Genomic DNA, 233 nt, shown 5'->3' on the forward strand with positions numbered 1-233 from the left:
CGCACCCCCGACCCGCGACCACGCCTCGCCGCCGGCGGGATGGCCGCGTACGCCCCTTCCCGCCCCGGGCTGACTTCGCTGGCGCCGCACTCGTGGGTCGCCGACGCATGCGCCTGGTGGATCGCACGGAACAGCTCGCGCCGGCCCGAGCCGGGCTTGGGCGAGATGCGCACCGTTTCTGCCCTCGGCACGTCGCCGAGCTTGCGCGAGACCAGCGCTTCGGCCTGTTCGCG

At 75.5% G+C, this 233-nt stretch carries 1 pseudogene; it reads right to left on the reverse strand.

Annotated features, from left to right (window positions below):
- Positions 1–233, reverse strand: a pseudogene (locus tag ACQG3P_RS24490) (ribosome biogenesis GTPase Der); the annotation flags it as partial.

This window comes from Stenotrophomonas sp. SrG, assembly GCF_050031795.1.
Taxonomy (GTDB): Bacteria; Pseudomonadota; Gammaproteobacteria; order Xanthomonadales; family Xanthomonadaceae; genus Stenotrophomonas; species Stenotrophomonas rhizophila_A.